General features: G+C 56.9%; 10 protein-coding genes. 8 read left to right on the top strand and 2 right to left on the bottom strand.

Features of this window, described 5'->3' with window-relative positions; genetic code table 11:
- Positions 1 to 316: 316 nt before the first annotated feature.
- The gene (locus tag RBR41_RS00870) at positions 317 to 2,476 is read right to left on the bottom strand and encodes a bifunctional (p)ppGpp synthetase/guanosine-3',5'-bis(diphosphate) 3'-pyrophosphohydrolase (protein ID WP_320350239.1); all 2,160 of its coding nucleotides are present in this window, start codon (positions 2,474 to 2,476) and stop codon (positions 317 to 319) included.
- A gap of 190 nt (positions 2,477 to 2,666) precedes the next feature.
- Positions 2,667 to 4,316: a peptide-binding protein gene (locus RBR41_RS00865; protein WP_320350237.1), complete on the bottom strand. Its 1,650-nt coding sequence runs from the start codon at positions 4,314 to 4,316 to the stop codon at positions 2,667 to 2,669.
- Between the two features lie 152 nt (positions 4,317 to 4,468).
- Here RBR41_RS00865 and RBR41_RS00860 point away from each other — a divergent pair, with 152 nt between their 5' ends.
- The 8 genes from RBR41_RS00860 to groES all read left to right on the top strand — a co-directional run bounded on the left by RBR41_RS00860 (position 4,469) and on the right by groES (position 20,469).
- Complete coding sequence (locus RBR41_RS00860; protein ID WP_320350235.1) at positions 4,469 to 7,744, top strand: DEAD/DEAH box helicase; 3,276 nt, start codon at positions 4,469 to 4,471, stop codon at positions 7,742 to 7,744.
- A 532-nt stretch (positions 7,745 to 8,276) separates the two neighbouring features.
- Positions 8,277 to 9,266 carry a methionine ABC transporter ATP-binding protein gene (locus RBR41_RS00855; protein WP_320350234.1) on the top strand — a complete coding sequence of 330 codons (990 nt, stop codon included), beginning with the start codon at positions 8,277 to 8,279 and terminating at the stop codon, positions 9,264 to 9,266.
- The gene (locus tag RBR41_RS00850; RefSeq protein ID WP_320350232.1) at positions 9,259 to 9,963 is read left to right on the top strand and encodes a methionine ABC transporter permease; all 705 of its coding nucleotides are present in this window, start codon (positions 9,259 to 9,261) and stop codon (positions 9,961 to 9,963) included. Before RBR41_RS00855 ends, RBR41_RS00850 begins: the two co-directional genes overlap by 8 nt.
- Positions 9,964 to 10,031: 68 nt before the next feature.
- Positions 10,032 to 10,808 carry a MetQ/NlpA family ABC transporter substrate-binding protein gene (locus RBR41_RS00845; RefSeq protein WP_320350230.1) on the top strand — a complete coding sequence of 259 codons (777 nt, stop codon included), beginning with the start codon at positions 10,032 to 10,034 and terminating at the stop codon, positions 10,806 to 10,808.
- Positions 10,809 to 11,129: 321 nt separating this feature from the next.
- Positions 11,130 to 12,989: an FAD-dependent oxidoreductase gene (locus tag RBR41_RS00840; RefSeq protein WP_320350228.1), complete on the top strand. Its 1,860-nt coding sequence runs from the start codon at positions 11,130 to 11,132 to the stop codon at positions 12,987 to 12,989.
- Positions 12,990 to 13,269: 280 nt separating this feature from the next.
- A complete protein-coding gene (fdhF, locus tag RBR41_RS00835; protein WP_320350227.1) occupies positions 13,270 to 16,023 on the top strand; it encodes a formate dehydrogenase subunit alpha in 2,754 nt (917 codons plus the stop codon).
- A gap of 586 nt (positions 16,024 to 16,609) precedes the next feature.
- Positions 16,610 to 19,426, top strand: a complete 2,817-nt coding sequence (locus RBR41_RS00830; RefSeq protein ID WP_320350226.1) for an FAD-binding and (Fe-S)-binding domain-containing protein — start codon at positions 16,610 to 16,612, stop codon at positions 19,424 to 19,426.
- Between the two features lie 755 nt (positions 19,427 to 20,181).
- The gene (groES, locus tag RBR41_RS00825) at positions 20,182 to 20,469 is read left to right on the top strand and encodes a co-chaperone GroES (protein WP_179981316.1); all 288 of its coding nucleotides are present in this window, start codon (positions 20,182 to 20,184) and stop codon (positions 20,467 to 20,469) included.
- Positions 20,470 to 20,471 lie beyond the last annotated feature (2 nt).

The raw sequence follows: 20,471 nt of genomic DNA, 5'->3' as shown, positions 1-20,471 counted from the left end.
TGGTTCAGAGCAGCTTCACGTTGAAATGCTTTGTGGGGGAGGGCCCCTTTTGTAAAAGGGTCCCTCCCCCACGCCCCCACCCCCTAAAACTTTTAGGTGATTCACCGTATTACTTAATGTTTTTCCTGAAGCGGGGAGGCCCAGAGGCAGCGTCTTTCAGGTGTGCACCATCGCAACATATATCTGACGTAACATATATCTGAACTGGTTTCTGATCTGGTGTGTGCAGATGCAATCGGCCAACCCAGCCATAAATGAAATATGGCCTGCGGCGCCACTGCACCACAGGCCATAAAGAACTGTTTGCGAAAAAAGCCTATTTTGTGTCTTCCGTATCCCGCACCACTTCCAGAATGGGGGGCAGCGCCCGAATGGCCTCGATAAGCTGATAGAGCTGCGTGGCGTCAAGCACCTCGACGGTGAACCGCAGTTTGGCGCGGCCGTCCACCAGATTGTCCATGTTCAGGCCGGTAATGTTCACATTGTTTTTGGCGAGTATCTGCGCCACAAGGGCCAGCACGCCGTGTTCATTCTTGGCAATGATGAAGATGCCGGCTTCATAGGGCTTTTCTTCAACGCCGTCCCAATGGACAGAAATGAGCCGCTCCGGCTCCATATTGGCCACATTGGGGCAGTCCGCCCGGTGCACGCTGATGCCAAGCCCCCGGCTGATATAGCCGATGATGGGATCGCCGGGTACGGGGTTACAGCACTTGGCAAAGCGCATGAGCACGCCGTCCACGCCGGAAATTCCCACGCCCTCGGTCTTGCGGGTGGCGGCATCCTTGCTTTCTTTAACAGTGGGAGTGGCTGGCGTGGCTGCGACTTCATCAGGATGCAGAACAGCGTACAGCTTGTTGAGCACCTTGCGCGGCGTGGTGTGGGCATAGCCCACCGAGGCCACCAGATCGTCCACGCCTTCAAAATTCATTTCCTGGGCCACCAGGGCCATATGCCCTTCCTTGATGGCCTTGTTCACATTAAGGCTGACCTTGCGGCCTTCTTTTTCCAGCATGTCGCGGCCGAGGCTTACGGCGTGGGCGCGTTCCTCGGTGCGCAAATAGTGTTGAATGCGGCTGCGCGCCCTGGCAGTCTTGACTATCTTGAGCCAGTCACGGTTGGGATTACGGCTGGGGTCTGTAACAATTTCAACAATATCGCCATTTTTCAGTTCAGTGCCCAGGGGCATGAGGCGGCCGTTGACCTTTGCGCCCGCACAGTGCTGTCCGACCTTGGAGTGGATGATAAAGGCAAAATCCAGGGGCGTCGCGCCTTCAGGCAGTTCCTTTACATCGCCTGCCGGGGTATAGACATAGACCTCGTCCTTGAAGAGATCCATTTTGAGAGAATGCATGAACTCGCGTGAGTCGGTTTCTTCGCTCTGCCGTTCAAAAATTTCTCGTAGCCAGCCAAACTGCTCCAGGTCTTTGCTGTTGACGCGCCCTTTTTCCTTGTACAGCCAGTGTGCGGCCACGCCGTGTTCAGCCTGGCGGTGCATGTCTTCAGTACGAATCTGGATTTCGATGCGCTCGCCCTCGGGGCCGATGACGGTTGTGTGCAGGCTCTGATAGCCGTTGGTTTTGGGCATCGAGATATAGTCTTTGAACCGCCCGTGTACTGGCCGCCACTGTGAATGCACGAGGCCCAGCGCTGCGTAGCAGTCCTTGATATCCTTGACCAGCACACGAAACGCCATGATATCGTGCATTTCGTCCAGGCTGAGAGACTGGGACTGCATCTTTTTGTAGATGCTGTACTTGTGCTTGATGCGCCCGTACACCTGGCCGTCAATGCCGTTGGAGACCAGCAAATCCTTGATGAGGTCGACAACCTTGGCAATAATCTGTTTTTCCACCACCTGATGATTGTCCAGCCAGTGGTCGATCTGATTGTAAATGTCTGGCCGCAGATATTTGAAGCTCAGGTCTTCCAGGTCGCGCTTGAGAACATACAGCCCCAGGCGGTTGGCCAGAGGGGCGTAAATGTCCATGGTTTCCTGGGCGATACGCTTTTGTTTGTGTGCTTTCTGAAAATCAAGGGTGCGCATGTTGTGCAGGCGGTCGGCAAGCTTGACCATGAGAACCCGCATGTCGTGGCTCATGGCCAGGATCATCTTGCGGATGTTTTCTGCCTGCGCTTCTTCCTTGTTTTCAAAGGGAATCATGCTGATCTTGGTGACGCCGTCAACAATATCGGCCACATCTTCGCCAAAATTTTCATCCAGCTCTTCGATGGTGGCCTTGGTGTCCTCCACCGTATCGTGCAAAAGACCGGCGGCCACCGTGGCTTCGTCAAATCCCATTTCAGCCAGGGTATCGGCCACGGCCAGAGGATGGGACAGATAGGGCTCGCCGGAAAGGCGCGTCTGTCCGACATGAGCGGTAGCGGCAAATACGTAGGCTTTCTGGATAAGCTCCAGATCGGCGCTGGGGTTATGTGCCGCAATCTTGTCGAGAATTTCCTGTATACGAATCATGCGTAAGTCCCATCCGGGGCGTAATATCTTTATAATGTTTTGACTATGTTCTTACTTGCTTCGCCTTGTCAACGCCACAAGCGGGGCGAAAAAGCACGCATATCAATAAACCCGGCTAAAAACCCGGCAAGGTTGAAACCTTGCCGGGCTAAAACACCTCGCGCTGTCATCATGCCGTCACACGACAAGACTATTCTGGCGTCAGGCTGTACCCTTGCAATTTTTTAGGCACCCACCACTTTTCAAAGTTGTACATTATGCCTGCAAGCTCCGGTTTAACGCCCTGAAAGCGCTTTTGCACAACGGGCAGGGCGTAGGGCACAAAGAGAAAACAGTAGGGCTGCTCCGCATCCAGTATTTCCTGCATGCGGTAATACAACTGCGCGCGCGTGTCCTGATCCGGAGTTGAGCGCGCCTCTTCAAGCAGCCTGTCCACTTCGGCATTTTTGTAGTAGGTAAAGTTAAGGCCGCCCTCAAATGCCTGCGACGAATGCCAGACCTGGTAGATATCCGGGTCCTGCGGGATGGTCCAGCCGAGGATTATGGCGTCAAACCGGCCTTTGTTGACAAATTCCCTGATAAACGCGGCCCATTCGACAGTGCGGATGCGCACGTCAATGCCCACGGCGCGCAACTGCGACTGCATGACAGTGGCGGTAAGGATGCGCTGCTCGTTGCCCTGATTGGTCAGGATGGTGAAAGAAAAAGGCTTGCCGTCCTTGTCCAGCACGCCGTCGCCGTCACTGTCCGTAAACCCGGCCTCAGCCAGCAGGGCGCGCGCGGCGGCGACGTTTTGCGGCATGGGCTTCAGGGTGGGATGATAGGCCCAGACCCCCGGCTTGAAGGGGCCAAAGGCAGGTATGCCCTGCCCCATCAACACGCCCTGAATGATGCTCTCACGGTCGATGGCCTGCGAAATGGCCCGGCGCACCCGCACATCCTTGAAAAAGGGATGCTGCAGGTTGAACCCCAAAAAAACATAGGAAGAGTCCAGGTAGCGAAACTTGTTGAACTCACGCTCAAAGGCCGGGCCAGACGTCTGCCGCAGGTATTGCAACGGCGAAAGCCCCATGACGTCAAGCCGGCCGGCGCGGGTTTCCATAAACATAGTAGCGTTGTCAGGAATGATGCGGTATACGACCTCGGCTATATGGGGCTTGCCCGCAAAATAGCTCGGCGAGGCTTCAAGAATGATGCGGCTGCCCGGCTCCCAGGATTTCAGGCGGTACGGCCCCGCCCCCACAGGTTTGCGTGAAAAGGGCGTGTTGCGAATGTTCTGTCCTTCCAGCAAATGCCGTGGCAATATGGGTTGCATCCAGGTGGACACGGAGCGCGCAAAAAAATGCTCGTACTCAACCTCAAAGGTATAACGGTCAATAATGCGAAAGTTCTTGATGCGTGAAAAATCTTCGGCATACGGGCTGCCGGTGGCCGGGTCAGCCACAACCTTGCAGGTATAGGCCACATCTGCGGTGGTGAGCTCCACGCCGTCTTCCCACAGAATGCCCTTGCGCAGGGTAAATCGCATGAGCCGCCCCTCGTCCTCCATGCTCCAGCTCTCGGCGGCCCACGGCTCGACCTGAAGGTCTTTGTTGTAGCGCAAGGGGGCCACATAAATAAGATCGGCCACCTCGTGCGAGGCAGAGTCCGCGGTAAGGTACGGTATCAAGTTCGAGGCTTCACCTATGCTGCCAAACAGGATGCGGCCCCCGTCCACAGGGCTGCCCCATGTATTTTCCTTGGAATTGACTTCGTCCGCCAGGCAAGCCGAGGCAAGAAAAGATCCCGTGAAAACAGCTAGTAAGAACTTGACCACAACCCTGGCAATTATATCCAACATACTGTTTGTCCACTCAAAATTTATTTTTTCCATAATCATGAAGCTTCATATTGCTTTCGACCCCCCACCTGTGCTATTTATCGCAAACATCATAACAGCGCCCTGTCATTGAAAGATTCAAAATGTCTGACAGAGGTTTTTTTGGGGAACGCATGAGCCGATCAGAACAAAGCGTCGTTCGCGAAATGTGCCAAGCTTTTTTGCACGACAGCGTGCCGGAATACATACGCGACGCAGCGTACTATATACTGTCCGAAGGCGAGGTGCAAAAAATAAATATTCAGGAAGGCGAGACCTGGGACGTGCAAGGCGTTATCCAGGGCGATGACCTGCAGGTCTTTACGCCCAGCCTGAGTCTGACCATCACCGATCGCAGCACGCGCCACCAGTGCAACTGCTCCGACGCCTTCACCGGTATATGCCGCCACGTGGCGGCTCTCGGCCTGCGCCTTGTGGAAGAACTGCGCAAAGAACAGGGCGATGCCGAAGAAAGCCCCCCGCCAAGCACGGACTGGAAGCAGAGCTTCCGGAACTTTTTTTCCACCGATATGGAGGCCGAACCGGGCCGCCACTATCTCATCTTTCGCTTTGAACCGGAGCAGGGCCGCCTTCTGGTGTCCTTCTTTCGCGGGCGTCAGAACAAGTCCGGCCTGTCCAGCGTGCACAATGAGGTGACGCTGGAGCAGATCATCAACAATCCCGAATGGTGCGAATTTTCCCCGCAATTGCCCCATGTGGCCCGCCAGATCGGCCAGCACCTCGACTATTACGGTCACAGGGTTGAAATTCCGCAGGGTCTTACCTCATGGTTTTTCTGGTCTGTGCGCAAGGAATATTATCTGCTCTGGAAAGATACGGACATGCCCTGCCGTATAGAAAGCACGCCCTTTGCTCTCAAGCTCAAGCCCATTCTGGACGACTCCGGCTTCAGCTTTGAGGTGCTGCTCAAGCGCGAAGGCCGCCCCCCTCTGCCCATCCGGGCAGGCGCGGCAAGCCGTGCTGCCGCTGAAAGCCGCAACCCGCAAAACGAAAGCTCCGCCCCGGAAGACGCGCCCATCACGTTTCACGGGCAAATGCCGCTCTGGGTCTGCTATCAGCACAATTTCTACCCTGTGCAGACGGGTCTTTACCCCTCGCTGGTGCGCAATCTCATCTATGAGCGCCCGGTTGTGCCGCACGAGGAAATTTCTGAATTTCTTGACCGCGTGTGGACGCGCCTTCCCGCTTCAGAGTTGTACGAGCCCCAGCAGTTCCTCAAGCAGATGGAGCCGGTGTTTCAGCCCGCCACGTATAATCCCAAGCTCTTTCTGGATGAAGAAGGCAGCCTGCTCACGCTTGAGATCGACAATATCTATGAGACCCGCCACGGCGAATTCACGCTCAACGGGCCCAACCCCGACTTCCAGACCGGCAGCTATACCTATGACGGCCAGACCTTTCTGGTGCGCCGCCATCAGGACGAAGAAGCCCAGCTCATGTCGGATCTTGCGAGTATGGATTTTCAGGCCCGCTCCAGCAAACTGTGGTTTCTTGAGCCGGAAGAAGCCATTGCCTTTCTGCTGGACTACTACCCAAAGCTGGTCGAAAACTACCGCGTTTACGGCGAAAAAGCGCTTTCGCGCTACAAGGTGCGCACGGCCACATCCAATATTACTGCCGAAGTCGTCAGTAATGAAAAGGAAAAGTGGTTTTCGCTGGATATTACCGTTGATTACGAAGGCCAGTCCCTGCCTCTTGAAAAAATCTGGAAGGCCTGGACGCGCGGCAAGCGCTATGTGCAGTTGAAGGACGGCTCCTACACGAGCCTGCCCGAAGCGTGGCTTGAAAAGCTCTCGCACAAGCTGACCGCCCTCGGCCTCGACCCCTCCAAGCCGCCGCAGCACAAGTTCAAGCAGTTCGAAGCCCCTGTGCTGGACAGTCTGCTGGAAGATCTGCCCGGTGCTGCCACCGACTCCTTCTGGAACAATCTGCGGGAGAAGATACGCTCTTTCCGCGAGGTACGCCCCATTGAGCCGCCCAAGGGCCTCAACGCGAACCTGCGCGCCTATCAGGTGCAGGGCCTTTCGTACCTCAACTTTTTGTCGGAATACGGCTTCGGCGGCATCCTGGCTGACGAAATGGGCCTGGGCAAAACCGTGCAGACCCTCGCCTTTATCCAGCACATGGTGCAGCACAGCCAGGGCGGCCCCAACCTCATTGTGGTGCCCACCTCCGTATTGCCCAACTGGGAACGGGAAGCGGAAAAATTCGTGCCCAGCCTCAAGCTTCTGACCATCTACGGTACGCGCCGTGAAGGCATGTTCAAGCATATCACCGCATCTGACCTCGTCATCACCACCTATGCCCTGCTGCGTCGTGACCTTGAGGAGATGGAGAAGTACGAATTCAACACCGTCATTCTTGATGAAGCCCAGAACATCAAGAACCCCAACACCATAACCGCAAGAGCCGTGCGGCGCATCAACGCCCGCATGCGGCTGTGCCTGTCGGGCACGCCCATTGAAAACAACCTTTTCGAGCTGTGGTCCCTGTTCGAATTCCTCATGCCGGGCTTCCTCGGTTCGCAGCACGCTTTCCAGCGTGGCATCGTCAAACCCATCAAGGACGGCGACGCGGAAACCCTGGACTACCTGCGCACCCGCGTACGCCCGTTCATTCTGCGCCGCACCAAGGCCGAAGTGGCCAAGGATCTGCCGCCCAAGGTCGAAAGCGTCACCTGTTGCGCCCTTGAAGACGCCCAGGCAGAACTGTACGCGGCCCTGGCCCGCAAACTGCGCGCGCAGGTTCTCGCGGATGTGGACGAAAAAGGCCTGGCAAAAAGCCAGATGTCCATTCTGGACGCCCTGCTCAAGCTGCGCCAGATCTGCTGCCACCCCCGGCTGCTCAAGCTGGATTTGCCCGGTTTTTCCAACAACCTTCCTTCAGGCAAGTTCGACGCCTTCAAGGACATGATCCTGGAAATTGTGGAAGGCGGGCACAAGGTGCTGGTCTTCTCGCAGTTTGTCCAGATGTTGCAAATCATCAAGCAGTGGCTTGAGTTCACGCAGGTGCCCTTCTGCTACCTCGACGGCGCGAGCAAAGACCGCTTTGACCAGGTGGATCGCTTCAACAACAGCCCGGACATCCCCATCTTTCTTATTTCGCTCAAGGCTGGCGGCACGGGCCTCAACCTTACCTCGGCGGACTACGTTATCCACTACGACCCGTGGTGGAACCCCGCTGTGGAAAGTCAGGCCACTGACCGTACCCACCGCATCGGCCAGACACGGCAGGTCTTTTCGTACAAGCTCATCTGCCAGAACACGGTGGAAGAAAAGATACTCAAGCTTCAGGAAGCAAAACGCGGCGTGGCCGAGGCCATTATTCCCGGCCAGGACACCTGGAAGTCCCTTACCCGCGAAGACCTGGAAATGCTGTTTGATGTTTAAGTAACGTGGAAATACTTTGTGGGAGAATAAAGACTTTGTGGGGGAGGGACCCTTTTGCAAAAGGGTCCCTCCCCCACACCCCCACCCCCTAAGGAAACGCTGATTTATTCCGTTTGGCTGCGTTGCTTCCCTTTTTTTGAAACAGTCGAGGACGGAAGAGTCCACTCCTGCTTCAAAAAAAGATCGCGCCTTGCCAAACGAAATAACTGCGCGCTTCCTGGAAGCTCTTTAATCAGTACTTCCCTAAAACTCTTATTGTTTTTCGGTAGGTAATTTTGAAAAGGGGGGTCATGCCTGAAGGCTTTTGCCACGACCCGACCCTACCGCTTCTGCACAAAAAACCTCGGCCGTGGTCTGCACCACGCCGGGTTTTTTTTGTCCTGCTGGCCCCTGTCACGTTGCAGCACTGCACAGCAGGCGCACAGCCTGCAATCAGGCTGGCAGCGCAGGAAACCGGGCAGCCTCCTTTACTTTTCGCGGTAAATATCGCATGGTACCCGGATTATAACAAACAGACTCCAGGTATTCCCGCATGATTCAGGTAAGCAATCTTCTCAAGCGCTACGGCAGCAATGTTGTTTTGCAGAACATCAACATGCAGGTACGCCAGGGCGAAATTTTCGGCATTGTCGGCCATTCCGGCGCTGGCAAATCCACACTGTTGCGCTGTCTCAACGGCCTTGAGGTCTATGATGAGGGCAGCGTCCGGGTTATGGACGTGGAAGTGGCCTCGCTTGAGTCCCGCGCCCTGCGCCTGCTGCAAAGCAAGATGGGCATGATCTTCCAGAATTTCAACCTGATGGCCCGCAAGAATGTTTTTGACAACGTGGCCTTTCCCCTCCAGCTCTGGCACAAATCCGACCGCGAAAAGCGCGTTATGGAATTGCTTGATCTGGTAGGTCTCACGGACAAGGCGCGTCAAAGGGTGCAAAGCCTGAGCGGCGGCCAGAAGCAGCGCGTGGGCATTGCCCGCGCCCTGGCCCTGAACCCCAGCATTCTGTTGTGCGACGAGGCGACCTCCGCCCTTGACCCCAAGACCACCTCATCCATCCTTGACCTGCTGGAAGACATCAACAAGCGGCTCAACCTGACCATCATCATGGTCACGCACCAGATGGAAGTGGTAAAGCGCCTCTGTCACAGCCTGCTCTTGCTCGACGGCGGCAAAACCGTGGCCATGGGCAAGACCGAAGACCTTTTTCTTTCGCCCACCAAGGATATGCAGGCCATTGTGGAAAATGAGTACACGCTCATTCCCGGCGGCACCAACATCAGGCTCATGTTCCCGCGCGTCATCTCGCAACAGAGCGTCATCACGCAGATGGCAAGGGCTCTTGGCATCGATTTTTCCATTGTGGGCGGCAAGCTGGAGCGGTACCTGGACGACGTCTTTGGCTTTCTTATCATCAATGTGCTGGATCAGGACATTGAAGCCGTGCTAAGCTACCTTGAAGAACAGCATCTCTATTGGGAAATACTGGAATACCCCGTGAAACAAGCCTTGGATGCGAGCCATGAGTGATCTGAGTACCCTCGCGCAACTGGCGCAGGACTTCGCCCCCCTGTGGGACCGTCTTCAGGACAAAATGCCCGAAATTCTGCTGGCCACCTGGGAAACCCTCCAGATGGTCATGCTCTCCACATTCTTTTCACTGCTCATCGGCTTTGCTCTGGCCATCCTCATGATCGTGACCAACCCCATTGGCCTGAGCCCCTGCCGCTCGGTCTACAGGGTGGCGGATTTTGTGGTGAACCTGGTGCGATCCTTTCCCTTTATCATTCTGCTGATTGCCATCATCCCCTTTACGCGCTTTGTGGTGGGCACCTCCATCGGCAGCGCGGCGGCCATCGTACCCCTCACCATCGCGGCGGCCCCCTTTGTGGCCCGCCTCATCGAAACCTGCTTTCTTGAGGTGGACAGGGGTGTTATCGAGGCGGCCCGATCCTTCGGGGCCAGCAACTCCCAGATCATTTTTCGCGTGCTCTTTCCCGAGGCGCTGCCTTCCATAGTGCTCAATATCGCGGTCATTGCCATTACCCTGCTTGGGTATTCCGCCATGGCCGGGACGGTTGGCGGCGGCGGTCTGGGCGACCTGGCCGTAAAATACGGCTACAACCGCTTTCAGATTGATATAATGGTCTATTCCGTTATCATCCTGTGCATACTGGTGCTGCTCATACAGGGCATCTGCAACGTTTTGTACAAGATACTGCGATAAAGCCCGCCATTTCCATGTCGGGCCTTGATTCTTCAACCGGCACAGTCTTACCCACGCAAGGAGCCATCATGAAACGCCTGCTTCTGTCCCTGGCCATGATTCTGACCCTGGCCGTTCCTGCCTTCGCCGCCGAAGACATCGTCATCGGCGTCACCCCCTTCCCGCACAAGGATATCATGCTTGTGGCCAAGCCCCTGCTGGCCAAGGACGGCTACAATCTGGTCATCAAGGAATTCACGGACTACGTGCAGCCCAATATGGCCCTTGCCAATGGTCAGCTTTTCGCCAACTTCTTCCAGCACGCCCCCTACCTTGACAACATGAACAAGGAAAAGAACCTTGGTCTTGTGTCCATCGGCAAGGTGCATATCGAACCGCTGGGCGTGTATTCCAAGAAAATCAAGAAACTGGCCGAACTCAAGAAGGGTGACGCCGTTTCCGTACCCAATGACCCCACCAACGAAGCCCGCGCCCTGCGCCTGCTCGAAGCCAACGGCATCATCAAGATCAAGCCCGGCGCTCTCGTGACCGTGGCCGACATTACCGAAAACCCCCTTGGCCTCAAGTTCCATGAGCTTGACGCCGCCCAGCTGCCCCGCACCCTGGACGACGTGACCGCTTCGGTCATCAATACCAACTTTGCTGGCGAAGCCGGGCTTATTCCCGCCCGTGACGCCCTTGTGATTGAAGGCAGCGAATCGCCGTACGCCAACATCATCGTGGTGCGCGCGGCCGACAAGGACAGCCCCAAGGCCAAGGCCCTCATCAAGGCCGCCCAGTCGCCTGAAGTCAAGGCGTATATTGAAAAGGAACTGGTGGGCAAAGGCATCATGCCCTCGTTCTAGCACAACGCTGTTTTGCGTCTTGGGGCGTCTGCAAGGGCAGCGCCCGTTAAAACCTGGGACGACCTCCGCGCACTGAAATGCATTCTCAATGCAGGAGCGTTTAAAAAATTCTGCATGCCGCAACGGATGCCTGTCTCGCCTTGCATGACGTAACCATGTGAAAGTCAAGATAAAAAAACCGTTGCACCAAAAAATATGACATCATAAAGACGGCTCTGACGGGATGTAACTTTTCCGTCCGGGCCGTCTTTGCCTCCGGGCTGCCAATGCGCTAACCTGGATGCCCGCGTCTACACGACAGAAAGAATGCAGAGGATATCCATGCTGATGATTAATACATGGCGAGGAAAAAAGGCCCCTGAAACGCAGAGAGCCTTTATGGGATGGGGCGGTCTGACGGTCACCGACGATTCTGTTGATATTCTTGACATGCTGCGCGCATATTATGCCGTGGCGTCAGGCGAATCCTGCGGCCAGTGCTTCCCCTGCCGCAGCGGTCTCAGACGCATAGCCGCGCGCCTGGACGAGATGTGCCAGGGACAGGAACGCGCCGATGACCTGCAATACCTGGGCGAACTGGCCGCCATGGTTCGAGCCAGCGCCCGCTGCGACATTGGCCAGACCTCGCCCCAGCCCCTGCTGGATGTGCTGGAACAGGCCCCGCAACTGCTCAAGGCCAGAAAGACCTCAGGCGGCGCCTATACAAGCATGGTGACCGCCCCCTGCGTCAATGCCTGCCCAGGGCATGTCACTATTCCTGAGTATATTGAAGATATCCGTTTTCGCCGTTTTGACAAAGGCCTTGAGCGGGTTATGAACAACTGCCCCATGCCCGGCACCATTGGCCGCGTGTGCGAGCGCCCCTGTGAAGCCGCCTGCAAACGTGGGCTCAAGGGCAAGCCTGTGGCCATTCGCAATCTCAAGCGTTTTCTTTTTGACCACAACGCCGCGCTCAATCAGCCCCCTGTTCCCCAAAAACCGGCTGTTCATGGCAAAAAAGTGGCCATCATCGGCGGCGGGCCAGCCGGGCTGTCCTGTGCCTACTACCTCGCCCATTTGGGGGCCGCGCCCACCATTTTCGAGCGGCACGACGTCTGTGGCGGCATGGCCAAATTCGGCATTCCCGACTTTCGCCTGCCGCCATCCGTACTGACGCGGGAAATAAACGTGGTGGCTGCCGCTGGCAGCGACATCCGCACCGGCATTGAAATCGGGCGCGACATTTCTGTGGATCAGTTGCACGATGAGGGCTTTGAAGCGATCTTTATTGCGGCAGGCGCGCCCCACGCCCCCGGTATGCGCTGCGAAGGCGAAGACAGCTGCCCGCAGGGCTATCTCAGCGGCATCCATTACCTTCATGAAGCCACCATGGGCAGGCAGGCCGCAAGCGGCACCCGCCTTGTGGTAGTGGGCGGCGGCAACGTGGCCATGGACTGCGCGCGCACGGCGTTGCGCCACGGTTTCAAGGAAGTGCGCGTCGTCTACCGCCGCACCGAGGCTGAAATGCCCGCTGACCCCGTGGAAATTGAAGAAGCCAGGGAAGAAGGCACTCTTTTCACCTTTCTGGCGGCCCCCCTGCGCATAGAAAACAAAGACGGCCGCGTTACCGGCCTTGTGTGCCAGAAAATGGAACTTGGCCCGGCGGACGACTCCGGCCGCCGCCGTCCTGTCCCTGTGGAAGGGGCCGACTTTGAACTGCCCTGTGACGCCATTGTCTACGCCATCGGCCAGAAGGTGGCTCTGGAAGTGATCCTCAAAGGAAAAGATGGCGCGCTGAACAAGTACCGCACGCTGGACGCCCATGACATCACGGGCGAAGTCAGCGCCCTGCACCGCTTTTTTGGCGGCGGAGACTGCGTGACAGGCCCAAGCTCGCTTATAGCCGCCCTTGCCGCCGGCAAACGCGCGGCCGCGCACATAACCGCCCACCTGAACGGCGAGGATGACGGCCCCACTGTGCGCGAAAAGCTGGAACAGGCGCTCATGTCCATCAATATGCTGGATACGGAAGACGCCGTTCCCCTTGAAGACCCGACGCCGCCCATGCCCATACACGCCATTCCTCTGAGCGAACGCCTGCACGGCTTTACAGAGGTGGAAACAGAACCGCTGGAGTGGGAAGCCGTACGGGAGTCGTCGCGCTGCCTGCGCTGCCTGCGCGTCGTCATGACCGCACCTTGAGCATGCGCGCGCATGGTTGATCGATTTTTAGAGCATTTTCACCTTGAAATGCTTCTCATTTCAAAGTTGATCTGATCTAGATGCGCGCAAAGCCCGCTGACGTGAGGAGTAATAGTTATTCGGCAATCCCCCCGTGGGACGTACCGGAAGCGGACAGCCCAAGGACAGCCCAGTGACAGCCCAAGGGCAGGCCGCAAAAAACTGAATACCGGACGAACGCGCACTGCCGCGTCGTGCAAATATGAAGGACGGGCCGCCACTGACCCGAACGGGAGTTTCTATGTTTGTCACCATTAATGGAAAACAGGCCGCCTTTCAGCCTGGGCAGACCATACTTGATGTCGCCACGGCACACGGCGTCTATATTCCCACGCTGTGCTGGCTGCCCAAGACCGGGCACGGCAAGGTCTGCCGCATCTGTTCCGTCGAGGTAAAGGGTCACGATCGCCTGTTGCCCGCCTGTTCCTCCCCTGCCGAGGACGGCATGATCATCGAGACGGATTCCCCGACGGTGCTTGCCACGCGCAAAAACATCCTTTCCCTGCTGGTGGCCGAAGGCCGTCACGACTGCTTTTTGCGCAAACTGCCCCCCGACCTCTGGCCCGCCTATCAAAAAGCCGCTGGGGCCATGCCCCATCGTGAGCATCCCTGCCCCGCCGAAGGCAAATGCCAGCTCCAGGCACTGACCATGAAGTGCAATGTGCCTGTCAAAGACCTTGTGCCGGAACCGGGAAATTTTCCCCTGGATGACGACCACCCGATGATCACGCGCGACTTCAGCCGTTGCGTGCAGTGCGGGCGTTGCGCCTCGGTCTGCTCGGCCATTCAGGTCAATGACGCCATCCCGCCGCAGTTCGGCCGCAGGGCTGAAAAAGAATCCTGGTGGCCCCTGGTGGACTACACACGCTGCACCCACTGCGGCGAATGCGTTCAGGCATGTCCCACAGGGGCGCTTACGGCAAAGAAGTCCTATGGCCTTGCCGTGCGTGAAGACAAAATAGACACGGTGCGCACCACTTGCCCTTACTGCGGCGTGGGCTGCCAGTTGAACCTGTCCGTCAAGGACGGGCGTATAATTGAGGTCAACGGCGTTGAAGACGGCAGCCCCAACAAGGGCAGCCTGTGCGTCAAGGGGCGCTTTGGCTATGACTTCATCTACAGCAAGGAGCGGCTCACCGATCCCCTTATTCGCCTCCAGGACGGCACGTTCAGGACGGCCTCATGGGACGAGGCTCTTGACCTCATAGCTTCCAAATTTTCTGAGGCCATTAAAAATCACGGCCCGGACTCTGTGGCCGGTGTGGCTTGTGCCCGTAGTATCAATGAAGATAACTACCAGATGCAAAAACTCTTTCGCGCGGTGTTCAAGACCAATAATATTGATCACTGCGCGCGTACCTGACACGCCCCCACTGTGGCCGGTCTGGCCACATCGTTCGGTTCAGGTGCAATGACCAACAGCTTTGCCCATCTGGGTGAAGCCAAGATGATTCTACTCATTGGTTCCAATATCACGGAGGCGCATCCCGTGGCCGGAACCCTTGTCAAACGGGCCGTGCGCAACGGGTGCCGACTCATTGTCGTGGACCCGCGCCGCACCGACATCGCCAAGGAGGCAGAAAGCCACCTGCAACTGCGCGTGGGTTCGGATATCGCCCTGCTCAACGCCATCATGCACGTGCTCATCAGGGATGACCTGTATGACAAGCATTTTGTGGCGCAGCACACCGTGGGCTTTGAAGAACTGCGGCGCAACGTGGCCGACTGTACGCCGGAGCGGGCCGCGCCCATTTGCGGCATCGCGCCTGAAATCATTGAGCGTACCGCCCGCGACCTGGCCTCGGTCAAACCTGCCATGCTGGCCTACACCCTTGGCATTACAGAGCATACCTGCGGCGTTAACAACGTGCTGACCTGCGCGGCGCTGCAAATGCTTCTGGGCAATGTGGGCAAAGCATTGGGCGGTGTGAATCCTCTGCGCGGGCAGAACAACGTGCAGGGGTCCTGTGATATGGGCGCTCTGCCGGACACCTATCCCGGTTACGGCAAGGTGGCCGACAAGGCCGCCAGGGAAAGGCTGGAGCAATTCTGGAAAACGTCCCTGCCCACAGGGCCGGGCATGATGATGCCCGACATGCTTGATGGCCTCAAGTCAAAGAAAATCAAAGCCATGTATATATTTGGCGAAAATCTTGCCAATACGGAACCCGATATCGGCCATGTGGAACGCTGCCTGGCTTCTGCGGAATTTCTGGTGGTGCAGGATATTTTTCCCAATGAAACAACGCGCTTTGCTCATGTGATCCTGCCAGCCGCAGCCTGGGGCGAAAAGGACGGCACATTCAGCAACAGCGAACGCCGCATCAGCCGGGTACGTGCCGCCAGCGCCGCGCCAGGCCAGGCGAAAATGGATTGGTGGATTTTCAAACAGCTGGCTGCCCGCTTTGGTCATCACTGGGAATCGGACTCTGCCCAGGATCTGTGGGATAACGAAATATCGGTACTGGCCGAATTATTCCGCGGCATCAAGTATCGCCGCATCGAGGGTGATGGCCTGCAATGGCCCTGCCCGCATGAAGACCACCCCGGAACCCCGGTACTGCACAAGGACGGGGCATTCACACGCGGCAAAGGACTGTTCGTGTCCGTCAACTGGACGCCGGCAGCGGAAGTCGCCGATGCGGAATACCCCTTTGTTCTCAGTTCCGGCAGGCGGCTCTACCACTACCATACCAGAACGCAAACGGGCCGCAGCAAGGGCCTCAACACGCTCATGGGCTACGACACGGCGGACATATCCACCGCAGATGCCGCCCGGTTGCAGATAGCCGACGGCGAGACCATCCGCGTATCTTCACGCCGGGGATCAGTGACGGTGCGGGCCAAGGTCACGGACGACATGCCCGTGGGAATGGTGTGGATGGCCTTTCACTTCCGTGAAAGCAACGCCAACTGGCTCACCAATCCTGCCATGGATCCTATTACCAAGACGGCTGAATACAAAGCCTGCGCCGTAAAGATCGAAAAAATCTGACGCGGCCCGACGAACAAAACGTGGCCGATACGGCCTGATCAATAAGATCAGGCCGACGCAACCAGACCCAACGAGACCGTGCCGCACACTCAGACCCCCTGAGTGCTGTCGGCATGGTCTCGTCTTTTTTACCGAAGCTTTGCCGCGCGGAGGGAAACAAAGCCGGTTGCGATAGCTTGATCAGGTTCGCGTTGGAATACTTTGTGGGGGAGGGACCCTTTTGCAAAAGGGTCTCCTCCCCCACGCCCCCACCCCCTAAAACCTTTATAGCATTTAGCTCATCTGCCCTTTTGCAAAAGGCAGAAGGGCTAAATGCGCGCGGCAGGCTTTGCATGGCAGCATTCCTGCGTGGTGTCGCCGATGTTTGGATAATTTCTGACATTCAGGAACCTGGCGGAGAAACAACACTCCTGTTTGCCAAAAAAATTAGTAAATAAGTTTATATCCTACTATAAAGATTGTATTTTCACTTCTAATCCTAGCGTTTTGCCTAACTTTTCCACTAGCGATTTTTATTAACAATAGGTAATTTAAGTGCTGCTATCCGTAAATCATCGCAGGTTCGCCCTGCCCTGGAGGACTCCTGATGCTGACATCACCCCACAAAGAATTTCATGACGCCATTTTGGCCTTTATCCCAAAAAATCGGATATATACTGATCCACTGCGCCTGTTTGCCTATGGCACAGACGCCAGCGTCTACCGCCTTACCCCCAAGCTTGTGGTGGACGTGCTTAATGAAGAAGAAATAATTGAGCTTATGGGCGTGGCTGACCGCATGCGCGTGCCCGTAACCTTTCGCGCGGCAGGCACCAGCCTTTCAGGCCAGGCCGTGACGGATTCCGTACTGGTGCGCATCGGTCAGGGCTGGAGAGACTGGCGCGTGGGCGAGCACGCCGAAAAAATCACGCTTCAACCCGGCATCATCGGTTCCGGGGCCAACAAGATACTGGCGGAATTCGGCAAAAAAATCGGGCCGGACCCGGCCTCCATCGACAGCTGTTTTATCGGCGGCATTTTTGCCAACAACGCCAGCGGCATGTGCTGCGGCACTTCCGACAACTCTTACAAGACGGTGCTGTCCACCCGCATGGTCCTGTCAGACGGCACCCTGCTGGACACCGCCGACGCCAAAAGCCGCGCGGCCTTTGCCAGAACCCACAGCCACATCCTTGACGGCCTGACCGCTCTTCGAAACAAGATCATGAGCGACGCAGCCCTGGCCGACCGCATCCGCCGCAAGTTCAAGATCAAAAACACCACGGGCTACAGCATCAACGCCCTGGTTGATTACGAAGATCCCTATGAAATCCTGCAACACCTCATGGTGGGGTCTGAAGGCACCCTGGGCTTCATTGCCGAAGTGACCTACCGCACGGTGGAAGAAGCGCCGTTCAAGGCGTCAGCCCTCATGCTGCTGCCCACGGTCAAGGATGCCTGTGATCTCGCTTCCGCCGTGGCCACTTTGCCCGTCTCCTCTGCCGAGCTTATGGACAGGGCTTCTCTGCGCTCTGTGGAAGGCACCCCCGGCCTGCCCGATGGGCTGGATACCCTTGACGACAAGGTCTGCTCTCTGCTGGTGGAAACGCGCGCTTCAACCCAGGAAGACCTGGACAAAAACATCGCCACCATCAACGCCGCCTTCACGGACGTAAAATTCGTGCGGCCGCACGCATTTACCGACAAGCCCGAAGAATACAGCAAACTCTGGCTGATCCGTAAGGGCATATTGGCCTCCGTGGGTGGCATGCGCCCTGTGGGCACCTCCATTGTCATTGAAGACGTGGCCTTTCCCCTTGAGCGCCTGGGCGAAGCCGCCACAGACCTGCAAGACCTGTTTGCCCGTCACGGGTACGCAGTGGCCCCCCTGTTCGGCCACGCCAGGGACGGCAACCTGCATTTCGTTTTCTGGCAGGACTTCGGCTCGCCCACTGAAGTGACGCGTTATGCGGCCTTTATGGACGATTTCTGCAAGCTTATCACCGAAAAATACGACGGCTCCCTCAAGGCCGAACACGGCACGGGCCGCAACGTGGCCCCCTTTGTCGAGCTGGAATGGGGCGCGGCCGCCTACAGCATCATGAAATCCGTCAAGGAACTGCTGGACCCCAAGAGCATTCTCAACCCCGGCGTGCTCATGAATTCCGACCCGCAGGGGCACATCAAGAACCTCAAGCCCCTGCATCCGGCTGACGAGCTTGTGGACAAGTGTATGGAATGCGGTTTCTGCGAATCGGTCTGCCCGTCCCGCAACCTGACCCTCACCCCGCGTCAGCGCATCACGGCATACCGCGAAATATGCCGCCTGCGCGAGGTTGCCCCCGGCAGCAAGGAACTGAAAAACCTTGAAACGCAGTACGAGTATATGGGCAACGCCACCTGCGCCACCGACAGCCTGTGCCGCCCCCGCTGCCCCGCTGGAGTGGACACCGGCGTCTTCATCAAGAGCCTGCGCAAAAGAGAGGCAGGCAACCTGAGCAAAAAAGTCGCCAACAGCATTGCCGACCACTTTGCCGGAACCTGCCGGGCCATGTCCTTTGCGCTCAACAGTGTGGACAAGCTGCACCGCGCCCTGGGCACCACCTTTATGGATAACGGCGCGAGGCTGCTGCGTTGCGTCACCTTCAACAAGGCTCCTCTCTGGAACAGGGATATGCCCAAGGGCGGCAGCAAAATACGCCTGCCTGAAACCCACAGCGCCAATCCCAAACGAGTGGTGTACTTTCCAAGCTGCATAGCCCGCAACATGGGCCCCGGCGAGGAACACACGGATCGCCGCACTGAACCGGAAGCGGTCATCAGCGTTCTGCTCAAGGGCGGCTACGACGTCATTCTGCCCAAGAATCTGGACAAGCTCTGCTGCGGCATGGCCTTTGCCAGCAAGGGCCTTGCCGACGCCGCCCACAAAAAGGAAAAGGAACTGGAAGCCGCCCTCAAGGAGGCCAGCAACAACGGGCAATACCCCGTGCTTTGCGAAACCAGCCCCTGCCTGCTGCACATGAAGCAAACCCTTGACCCGTCGCTGACCCTGATGGAGCCCATTGAGTTCATTCTTGAAAAGATGGATGGCAGTCTCAAGTTCACCAAGCTGCCCAAAACCATTGCCCTGCACGCCACCTGCTCGGTGCGCAAAATGGGCCTCGAGGGCAAACTTGAAAAGCTCGCCAAAATGTGCGCCGAAAACGTCATCGTGCCGGACGGCATCAACTGCTGCGGCTGGGCGGGCGACCGTGGCTTCACACACCCGGAACTCAATGAATCCGCGCTCAAGAGTCTGCGCATGCAGGTCAGCACCTGCGAGGTCGGCTACTCTTCAAGCCGCACGTGCCAGATCGGCCTTTCGCTGCACGGCGGCATCCCCTACTATTCCATCGTCTTCCTGGTAGATGAGGCCAGCGCGTAAGCGCATCAGGCCGCATACCGCAAACAGTAAACAAACGTCACAGGAGCCGCTGCCAAACGCAGCGGCCCCTGTGACGTTTTTGGCCAATATGTTTTTCAGGCTGTCTTGCGATGACGTCCCTGAACGCAAATAAGCCCTGGATGGTGCGCTGTCTGTAAGACGTTGTTTCTGCCTCCTTCGGATCATAAAATCGTTGTGCTGTTATAAAATACAGTAAAAGTTTTAGGGGGTGGGGGCGTGGGGGAGGGACCCTTTTACAAAAGGGTCCCTCCCCCACAAAAGTATTTCAAAATGTCATTGTTCTCGTCGAGTCAAGGGCTGACGCAAAGGGCCGTTCCAGCAGCAACAGCCAGCAAGTTCTGGCTGCGCTGTCATTGCAGAGTTGGGCTTTACTTTGCCGCCCAATAACGTATGGTGCCGTGACGTAACAGCCCGCGAAGATCTTTCGCTGTCCGGCGTCCCGGTTTGCCGGGTTGCCGCAAGGGCCGGATGCCGGAAATAGCGGATGTGCGGATTCTTTTTTAATCATGTAATTTACAATTATTTTATATGGTTAGAAAAAACTTCAAAAAAATTCCACACAACCCCCTTTTCAACCCGCCAGCATGTCTTATTTCTATGCCGGTGCGGGGCCGGATTGGACAGACTGTTCAACATGGCCTGTTACGCGCAATATTTCCAGCATGTACGCTATTTTGCGTCCATAGCTGTGTCCCTGAGGGACGATAATAACATTTCCGGGAGGATCTGACGTCATGAAGCTGAAACCCCTTAACGACCGTGTTCTGGTCAAACGCCTTGAATCCGAAGAAAAGACCGCCGGTGGCCTGTTCATCCCCGACACGGCTAAAGAAAAGCCGTCCAAGGGTCAGGTTGTGGCTGTGGGTCCCGGCAAGGTAGGGGATAATGGCGAGCGCACCCCTCTGGCCGTCAAAGCCGGAGACGAAGTGCTGTTCAACAAGTACGCCGGTACTGAAGTAAAGCTTGACGGCGTTGACCATCTGGTCATGCGCGAAGAAGACATTCTCGCCATCATCGACTAACT

The organism is Desulfovibrio sp., from assembly GCF_034006445.1.
Lineage (GTDB): Bacteria > Desulfobacterota > Desulfovibrionia > Desulfovibrionales > Desulfovibrionaceae > Desulfovibrio.
The sequence above is the reverse complement of the archived record's forward strand: the minus strand, read 5'-3'. Positions and strand labels throughout refer to the sequence as shown.

Coding starts and splice junctions, on each gene's coding strand:
- RBR41_RS00845 (WP_320350230.1), top strand. CDS start 10,032: ATGAAACGCCTGCTTCTGTCCCTGGCCATGATTCTGACCCTGGCCGTT.
- groES (WP_179981316.1), top strand. CDS start 20,182: ATGAAGCTGAAACCCCTTAACGACCGTGTTCTGGTCAAACGCCTTGAA.
- RBR41_RS00830 (WP_320350226.1), top strand. CDS start 16,610: ATGCTGACATCACCCCACAAAGAATTTCATGACGCCATTTTGGCCTTT.
- RBR41_RS00850 (WP_320350232.1), top strand. CDS start 9,259: ATGAGTGATCTGAGTACCCTCGCGCAACTGGCGCAGGACTTCGCCCCC.
- RBR41_RS00855 (WP_320350234.1), top strand. CDS start 8,277: ATGATTCAGGTAAGCAATCTTCTCAAGCGCTACGGCAGCAATGTTGTT.
- RBR41_RS00860 (WP_320350235.1), top strand. CDS start 4,469: ATGAGCCGATCAGAACAAAGCGTCGTTCGCGAAATGTGCCAAGCTTTT.
- RBR41_RS00840 (WP_320350228.1), top strand. CDS start 11,130: ATGCTGATGATTAATACATGGCGAGGAAAAAAGGCCCCTGAAACGCAG.
- RBR41_RS00865 (WP_320350237.1), bottom strand. CDS start 4,316: ATGTTGGATATAATTGCCAGGGTTGTGGTCAAGTTCTTACTAGCTGTT.
- RBR41_RS00870 (WP_320350239.1), bottom strand. CDS start 2,476: ATGATTCGTATACAGGAAATTCTCGACAAGATTGCGGCACATAACCCC.